We start from the raw sequence: 9,321 nt of genomic DNA, 5'->3' as shown, positions 1-9,321 counted from the left end.
GTCACTCCCACTCCGCTTCCAGCTCGTCCTCGAACTCGTCGATCTCGTCCTGGGACAGCGAGGCCAGCGTCAGGTCGGACGGGGTGTGCCCGCCGGTCCCGCCGGCCGCCGCGTACGCCACGATCCCGACCAGGGCCGTCCGCCAGTCGTCGGCGAGTTGCCGGACGTCGCTGTCGTCGAGCAGCCCGGCCGGCCACCGCCACACCGCGGTGAGCCGCGGGCCGTCGGCGGTGTCGGCGGTCCAGGCCGCGACCTCGATCGGGTACGCCACCGGCTGCGCCGGGTCCGCGCCGCCGCCGATCCGCCCGGCGAAGCCGCGCCCGTCGGCGCCGCCCAGCCGGCCGAGGTAGTTGAACATGATCTGCGGCTCGGCCAGTTCGGCCAGCACCCCGGCGGTCTCGCTGTTCAGGTGTCGAAGCAGGCCGTGGCCGAGCCCGTCGTCGGGCGCGGCGCGCAGTTGTTCCTTGACCCGCTTGAGTACGGTTCCGACGGTCGTCCCGCCGTCGCGCACCTGGTCCCACTCCACCGCCCCCGGATCGAGGCGGACTGGAGCCAGGCTCGTGAACCAGCCGACGGTCCGGGACAGGTCCACCCCGGGTACGTCGTCGGCGCGGCCGTGCCGCTCCAGGTCCACCAGCACCGCCGGATCGGCGCCCAGGCCACGTCGCTGCCGCCGGTGCGCCACCGCGAGGGCCAGCGCCGCCAGCAGCGCGTCGTCGACCCGGGCGTGGAACAGCGCCGGTACGGCGGTCAGCAACGGTTCGGTGTGCGCGGCGGGCAGCTCGACGTGCAACTCCGCGAGGGTGGCGACGGTGTCCCGGGCCGGGTCCAGCGGGCGGGCGGCCAGGGGCGGCTCCGCCTGGTCGAGCAGCTTGGTCCAGAGCGGCAGCTCGGCCAGCCGGGTCGGGCTGTGCGCGTCGCGTACCAGGTGTTCCGCCCATTCCCGCAGCGAGGTGCCGACCGGGGTGAGTAGCGGCGGCGTGCCGGGCGCGGCGTCGAGGGCTGCGGTCAGGTCGGGCAGCAGGATCCGCCACGAGACGCCGTCGACGACCAGGTGGTGGGCCAGGATCAGGAGCTGTTCCGACGGTTCGCACCAGACGACGCGCAGCATCCGGCCGGCGACCGGGTCCAGGGTGGCCCGGGCCGCCTCGGCCAGCCCGGCCAGGTCGGGGCCCTCGGCGCCACCCGTCGCGGGCACGTGCGTGATCAGGTCGGCGGCGGGCACGCTGCCGCGCGGGCCGATCACCAGCCCGCGTCGTCCGGGCGGGCCGGTCAGCCGCATCCGCAGCGCGTCGTGGTGGTCGAGCAACGCCCGCACCGCGTCGCGCAGCCGCTCGGCGGTCAGCCCGGCCGGCGCGGGCACCACCACCGACTGGTGGAACCCGCCCACCGGGCCGGCCCGGTCCAGCCACCAGCGGGCGATGGGGGTCAACGGCAGCTCGCCGATGCCGGCGTCGGGATCGGTTGCGGCGCTGCCGGCCGCCTCCCGGGCCACCGCGGCCAGCGCGGCCACCGTCTTGTGGGTGAACACCTCGCGCGGGGTGAGTTCCAGCCCGGCCTGGCGGGCCCGGCTGACCAGTTGGATGGAGACGATGCTGTCGCCGCCGAGGTCGAAGAAGCTGTCGTCGACGGCCACCCGGGGCAGCCCGAGCACCTCGGCGACGAGCCCGGCGAGCAGTTCCTCACGCGGGGTCGACGGCGCCCGCCCGCCGGTGCCGACGCCGGCGAAGTCGGGGGCCGGCAACGCCGCCCGGTCGAGCTTGCCGTTGGCGGTCACCGGCAGGGCGTCGAGGGCCAGCACCGCCGTCGGGACCATGTACTCGGGCAGCCGCGCGGCGACGTGCTCGCGCAGCACGGCCGCGTCGACCCGCTGCCCGGCGGCCGGTACGGCGTACGCGACGAGCCGCTTCACCCCCGGCTGGTCCTCCCGGGCGAGGACCACGCACTGCCCCACCGACGGGTGCTCGGCGAGGGTCGCCTCGATCTCGCCCAGCTCGATCCGGAAGCCACGGATCTTGACCTGGTGGTCGGTCCGGCCCACGTACTCCAGCACCCCGTCGGGACGCCAGCGCACCACGTCCCCGGTCCGGTACATCCGCTCCCCCGGCGTGACGGACGGGTCCGTGGCGGCCAGCGTGGCGGCGAACGGGTCGGCGACGAACCGCTGCGCGGTGAGCCCGGCCCGGCCCCGGTAGCCACGGGCCAGTTGCACCCCGGCCAGGTACAACTCGCCGGCCACGCCGGGCGGCACCGGCCGGAGGAACCCGTCCAGCACGTACAGCCGGGTGTTCCAGACCGGCACGCCGATCGGCACGGTCCGCTCCCCCGGCCGGCACGGCCAGTACGTCACGTCGACCGACGCCTCGGTGGGTCCGTACAGGTTGTGCAGGCCGATGCCGTGCGCGCCGGCCGGGTCGAGGGTGGCGTGGAACCGTTCGGCCAGGTCGGCGGGGAGCGCCTCGCCGCTGCAGATCACCCGGCGCAGGCCGGTGCAGCCGGCGGCGGCCGGTTCGGCCAGGAACGCGGCCAGCATGGACGGCACGAAGTGCAGCGTGGTGACCCGCTCGGCGCGGATCAGCCCGGCCAGGTACGCCGGGTCCTTGTGGCCCTCGGGTCGGGCCACCACCAGGGTCGCGCCGACGATGGTGGCCCAGAAGAACTCCCAGACCGACACGTCGAAGCCGGACGGGGTCTTCTGCAACACGCGATCCGTCGGGGTGAGCCGGTACTCGTGCTGCATCCAGGCCAGCCGGTTGACGATGCCCGCGTGCGGCACCACCACGCCCTTCGGGCGGCCGGTCGAGCCGGAGGTGTAGATCATGTACGCCGGGTTGGCCGGGCGCAGCGGCCCGTACCGCTCGGCGTCGGTCAGCCCGGCCGGGGAGTGGTCCGCCACCGCCCGCCGTACCTCGTCGCTGTCGAGAACCAGGCCGGCGCCCAGCCCGGCGGTGGCCCGGGTGGTGAGCAGCAGCGCCGGACGCGCGTCGTCGAGCAGGTACGCGATCCGGTCGGCCGGGTAGTCCGGGTCGACCGGCAGGTACGCCGCACCGGCCTTCAGCACCGCCCACAGCGCGACGACCAGTTCCAGCGAGCGGGGCACCGCCACGGCGACGAACCGCTCCGGGCCGGCGCCGTGGCCGATCAGCAGCCGGGCCAGCCGGTTGCTCGCCTCGTCCAGCTCGCGGAAGCTCAGGCCGGTCCCCTCGAAGACCACCGCGACGGCGTCCGGGGTCTCGGCCGCCTGCCGGGCCAGCAGGTCGGGCAGGGTCGCCGCCTCGACCGGGTGCCGGGTGGCGTTCCAGCCGACGAGCACCCGGTGGCGTTCGTCCGGGGTGGTCGGGTCGAGCCGGCCCACCGGCGTGGACGGCTCGGCGGCGATGTCGGCCAGCAGCCGGTGCGTCCGCTCCAGCAGGGCCCCGGCGGTGGTCTCGTCGATCAGGTCCGGCCGGTACTCCAGGCGCAGCCCGAGCCGGTCGCCGGGGACCAGCACCAGGGTCAGCGGGTAGTGGGTGGCGTCGAGCCCGTGCACCCCGCGTACGGTCAGCCCGGTGCCGGCCAGGTCGAGCACGGACGGGTCGACCGGGTAGTTCTCGAAGACCACGAGGGTGTCGAAGAGTTCGCCGTGCCCGGCCAGCCGCTGGATGTCCGGCAGGCCGAGGTGCTGGTGCGGTTGCAGCGCGGTCTGCCGCTCCTGCAACCCGGCCAGCACGGCGCTGACCGGTTCGGCCGGGTCCAGGCGGACCCGTACCGGCAGGGTGTTGATGAAGAGGCCGACCATGGTCTCCACCCCGGCCAGCTCGGCGGGCCGGCCGGCGACGGTGGCCCCGAAGACCACGTCGTCGCGGCCGGTGAGGCCGCCGACGAGCACCGCCCAGGCGCCCTGCACAACGGTGTTGAGGGTGACCCCCGCCGCCCGGGCCGTGGCGGTCAGCGCGTCGGTGAGCGCCGCCGGCAGCTCGCGCAGCAGCTTGGCCGGCGGCACCGGGCCACGCTCGGCCGCGGCCGGCGCCACCAGGGTCGGCTCGGTCAGGCCGGCGAGGGCGTCGCGCCACGCCGCCTCGGCCGCCGGCACGTCCTGCCGGGCCCGCCAGGCGGGGTACGCCCGCGCGTCGGTGACCGGCGGCAGCGCGTCGGTACGGCCGGCCGAACGGTACAGCGCGAAGAGTTCCCCGGCGAGCACCGGCATCGACCAGCCGTCGAGCAGGATGTGGTGGTTGGTCAGCACCAGCCGGTACCGCGCGTCCGGCAGCCGGATCAGGGTGAACCGCAGCAGCGGCGGGCGGGTCAGGTCGAAGCGTTCCGCCCGGTCGGCGGCGAGCAGCCCGGTGAGCCGGGCGTCCATTTCGGCCGGTGCGATCCCGGTCAGGTCCGGTTCGCGCCAGTCCACCTCGACCCTCTCCGGCAGCACCTGCACCGGCCGGCGCAGGTCGCGGTGGGTGAAGCCGGCACGCAGTCCGGGGTGCCGGTCGAGCAGCGCCTGCGCGGCGGCGCGCAGCCGTACGCCGTCCAGCTCGCCGTCGAGGTCGAAGACGAACTGGACGGTGTAGATGTCGGGGGCCTGCTCGTCGTACGCGGACAGGAAGAGCAGCCCCTCCTGGAGCGGACCGAGCGGCAGCACGTCGGCCAGCGCCGGGTAGCGCTGCTCCAGCCGTTCGACCTCGTCCTGGTCCAGCTCGACCAGGGGCAGGTCGGACGGGGTACGGCCGCCGACGCCGGGTCGGGTCGCGTACTCGGTGACCGCCTCGATCGCGGCGAGCCAGCCGTCGGCGAGGTCCCGCACGTCGCCATCGGTGAGCACCCCGTCCGGCCAGCTCCACTCGGCGGTGAGCCGGGGCCCGTCCGGCCCGTCCACCACCACCGCGTTGATGTCGAGGGGATGGGCCGCCGGCAGCGCGCTCGCCCCACCGGTGGCGACTTCGCCCTCGACGGTCAACGGCGACCAGTCGGCGCCGTCGTCGGCGGTGAGCCGGCCGAGGTAGTTGAAGCCGATCTGCGCGGCCGGCCCCGATGCGGGGGTGTCGGGCCGGTCGGCCGGACCGGCCACGGCCGGGGCCGCCGGCGCGGCGGCCCGCAGCTGTTCCTTGATCCGTTTCACCGCCCGGTCGGCGGCCGGCCCACCGGCAAGGGCCTCGGCCGGGTCGAGGTCGCCGAGGTCGAGCCGCGCCGGGGTCAGCCGGGTGAACCAGCCGACCGTCCGGGACAGGTCCAGCCCGTCCACGCCGTCCCGGCCGTGCCCCTCGACGTCGACCAGCAGGCCCCCGGCGGCGGCCGGGTCGAGGCGACGCCGCCAGTCCGCCACGCTGACCGCCAGCGCGGCCAGCAGCAGGTCGTCGACGCCGGCGTGCCACCGGGGCGCGGCGGTACGCAGCAGCGCCTCGGTACGGGCCACCGGCAGCGTCACCGTCCGGCGGCGGGCGGCCGCCTCGGTGTCGTCCGGGCCGACCGGTCGCCGCCCGAGCGGCGGGTCCACGACGGACGCGGCCGGCTCGGTCGTGCCGGTTTGCTCCGTGACCCGGCGGGCCCAGGTGCGGTACGAGGTGGGCACCGGGGCCAACCGGGGTAGCGTGCCGGCCGCCGCCGCGGCCACGGCGGTGGCCAGGTCGTCGAGCAGGATCCGCCAGGACACACCGTCCACGGCGAGGTGGTGCACGGCGAGCACCAGCCAGCCGGGTAGGTCCGTGCCGGCGTCGCCCCACACCGCGCGCAGCAGCCGCCCGTCTTCCGGGCGCAGCCCCGCCAGCGCCTCCGCGCGAGCGGCGCCGATCGCCGGGTCCGACCGAGTGGCGTCCGGCCCACCGGAGACCGTGGCGGATACCGTGGCCTCCGGCCCACCGGAGACCGTGGCGGTCGGCGCGGCGGAGACCCGACGCAGGCAGTCGGCGGCGGACACGGTGCCCCGGGGCGGGACGGCCAGCCGCCACGCCGCGCCGTCGCGGTGCAGGGTCATCCGCAGGGCGTCGTGGTGGTCGAGCAACGCCTGCAACCCGGCCGCCAGGTCCGCCCCACGCAGCCCGGCGGGGGTACGCACGACGACGCTCTGCGCGACGCCGTCGACCGGGTGGGCGGTGCCCGCCCTGCCGCGCAGCCACTCGACGATCGGCGGCAGGGGCACGTCGCCGAGCGCGGCGTCCGGGTCCTCGGCCTCGGCCGGGCCGAGTTCGCCGGCCACCCCGGCCAGGGCCGCCACCGTACGGTGGGTGAACACGTCGCGCGGGGTGAGGCGCAGCCCGGCCTGCCGGGCCCGGCTGACCAGTTGGATGGAGACGATGCTGTCCCCGCCCAGGTCGAAGAAGCTGTCCTCGACGCCGACCGCTGGCAGCCCCAGCACCTCGGCGAAGAGCCGGACCAGCAGTTCCTCACGCGGGGTGGCCGCGGCCCGGCCGGCGCCGGCCGCCGCGGCGAAGTCCGGTGCGGGCAGGGCGAGGCGGTCCAGCTTGCCGGTGGGGTTCAACGGCAGGGCGTCCAGCAGCACGAACGCCGCCGGCACCATGTACTCCGGCAGCGCCGCGGCGACATGCTCGCGGAGCTGGGCCGGGGTCGGTGCGGACGCGGCGGCGGCCGGGACCAGGTATCCGACGAGTTGGGCGGTGACCCCGCCGTCGGCGCGGGCGACCACGGCGGCCTGGGCCACGTCCGGGTGGGCCAGCAGCACCGACTCGATCTCGCCCAGCTCGATCCGGTAGCCGCGCACCTTGACCTGGTGGTCGATCCGGCCGAGGTAGTCGAGGTGGCCGTCCGCCCGCCAGCGGACCAGGTCACCGGTGCGGTACATCCGGGCGCCGGGCGGCCCGTACGGGTCGGCGACGAAGCGTTCGGCGGAGAGCCGGGGCCGGTTGAGGTAGCCGCGCGCCAGGCCGGCGCCGGCCAGGTACAGCTCGCCGACGGTGCCGGGCGGCACCGGACGCAGCGCGCTGTCCAGCGCGTACACCCGGGTGTTGGTGGTGGGCCGGCCGATCGGCGGGGCGGCGTCGCCGGCGAGGTCGCCGCCGTACCAGGCGGTGGAGTAGACGGTGGCCTCGGTCGGGCCGTAGATGTTGGCCACCCGGGCACCGGGCAGCGCCCCGTTGATGTCCCGCACCGCCTGGGCGGACAATGCCTCACCGGCGAGCACCACCACGTCGGCGTGGGCGTCGACCGCGCCGCCGGCCAGCAACTGCGCGAACGCCGAGGGCACCGCGCTGATCAGGCTGCCGGACCAGCCGTCGGCCCGCTCGGCGAGGGCGAGCAGGTCGTCGACCACCTCGATCTCGCCACCGCAGGCGAGCGGACCGAACATCTCGAAGACCGAGACGTCGAAGTTGAGCGAGGTGCTGGCGAGCACCCGGGACAGCGCGGCCGGGCCGATCTCGGCGACCGCCCAGCAGGCCAGGTCGACCGCGTTGTCGTGGCTGACCAGCACGCCCTTGGGCCGGCCGGTGGAGCCGGAGGTGTAGATGACGTACGCCGGGTGGCCGCCGTGCAGCGGGCGGAGCCGGTCGGCGTCGGTCAGGTCGCTGTCGTCCTGCGCGGCGAGCAGGGCGGCGACGGCGGGCTCGTCGAGCCGCAACAGCCGGTCCGGGTCGTGTACCGGCAGGCCGTCGCCGGCGCCGCCGACGGTGAGCACCAGCCGGGGGTCCGCGTCGGCCAGCATGAACTCGATCCGGTCCGGCGGGTAGCGCAGGTCGACCGGCAGGTAGCCGGCGCCGGCCTTGAGGACGGCGAGCAGGGCGACCATCATCTCCGCCGACCGGGGCAGCGCCAGCGCGACCAGCCGCTCGGGGCCGGCGCCACGGGCGACCAGCAGCCGGGCCAGCCGGTTGGCGGCGGCGTTGAGCTGGGCGTAGGTCAGCGTGGTCGGGCCGCAGGTCACCGCCGGGCGGCCGGGGGTACGCGCCACCTGCTGCTCGATCAGCGCGGGCAGCCGTACGTCCGGCACCGGCCGGCCGGTGTCGTTCCAGTCGCGCAGCACCAGCCGCCGCTCGGCCGCGCCGGCCAGGTCGAGCCGGCCGACCGGGCTGTCCGGCGTTTCCGCCGTGGCGCGGGCGAAGGTGTCGAGGAACGCGGCGAGGCGCTCGGCGTGCCGGCCGACCTGCTCGTCGGCGTACAGGTCGGGGTTGGCGTCCAGGTCCAGCCGGACGTCGGTGTCGCCGCGCCGGGCGTCGAGCACGACGGCCAGGTCGTCGACCGGCCCGCCGGCGAGGTTGTGGTCGGTGCCGGTGGCGGCGCCGAACGTGGTGCCGGCCCCGCCGGCGTCGAGCAGGAGGTTGACGTGCGGGCCGAGCAGCGACGCGCCGCCGGTCAGGCCCAGGTCGCGGTGCAGGTCCTCGAAGCGGTAACGCTGGTGGCGCAGCACGTCGTGCAGTTCCCGGGAGACGCCGGCGACCAGCGCGCCGAGGGTGCCGTCGGCGCGTACCGCGAGGCGCAGGGGCGCGATCGCGGAGACCATGCCGGGGGTGGTCCGGGCCGCGGCGTTCCGCCGGGCGGTCAGCGGCAGCGCGAGCACCACGTCCTCGTTGCCGGTCAGCCCGTGGAAGTACGCCGCCACCGCGGCCACCACGACCGCCGGTACGGCGACGCCGTGCTCCCGGGCCGCCGCCCGCAGCCGGCCCATCGTCGCCGGTCCGAGCGCGGCGGTACGCCGGACCAGCCGGCGCGGGGTGGTCGGCCGCCGGTCGGCGAGGCTGGCCGGGGTGGGCCGGTCGGCGTACCGCTCGGTCCAGTACCCACGGTCGCGGTCGAACCGCTCGCCGGACCGGTAGGCGGCCTCCCCGTCGGCCAGCGCCCGCAGCGGCCCGAAGGGTGCCGGGCCGGGCTCGTCGCCGCCGCTGAGTGCGGTGTGGACCTCGGCCACCCGCCGGGCCACCAGCACCATGCCGTACCCGTCGAGGGCCAGGTGGTGGTAGCACTGGTACCACAGGGTCCGGTCGTCGGCGAGGCGCAGCAGCGCGTACCGGAACAGCGGCGCCTGGCCCGGGTCGACCGGCCGGGCGGCGTCGGCGCGCATCCAGTCCAGGGCGGCGGCGTACGGGTCGGCCGCCGCACGCAGGTCGAGCACGGGCAGCGTCCAGTCGACGGCCGGTGCCACCGACAGCACCGGCTGCCCCTCGACGGGCTCCTCGACCCGGATCCGCAGCGCCTCGGTGTCGGCGACGGTCCGCCGCAGCGCCGCCTCGAACACCGCGTGGTCGAGCGGGCCGGCCAGGTCGGCGTACTCGGCGAGGTTGTAGATCGGGTTGTCCGGGTCGAGCCGCTGGGCCAGCCAGACCCCGAACTGCGCGGTGGTCAGCGGGCAGCGCACATCCTCGTGGTCGGGCACAGCAGTCCTCCGGAGCTACGGACGTG

General features: G+C 76.4%; 1 protein-coding gene. It reads right to left on the bottom strand.

The features are described from left to right. Window position 1: 1 nt before the first annotated feature. Window positions 2–9,295, bottom strand: a complete 9,294-nt coding sequence (locus GA0070621_RS05785; protein WP_091192156.1) for a non-ribosomal peptide synthetase — start codon at window positions 9,293–9,295, stop codon at window positions 2–4. Window positions 9,296–9,321: the final 26 nt, after the last annotated feature.

Source organism: Micromonospora narathiwatensis, assembly GCF_900089605.1.
GTDB classification, from domain to species: domain Bacteria; phylum Actinomycetota; class Actinomycetes; order Mycobacteriales; family Micromonosporaceae; genus Micromonospora; species Micromonospora narathiwatensis.
Note: the sequence above shows the minus strand (reverse complement) of the source record. Positions and strands in the feature narration are given on the sequence as shown.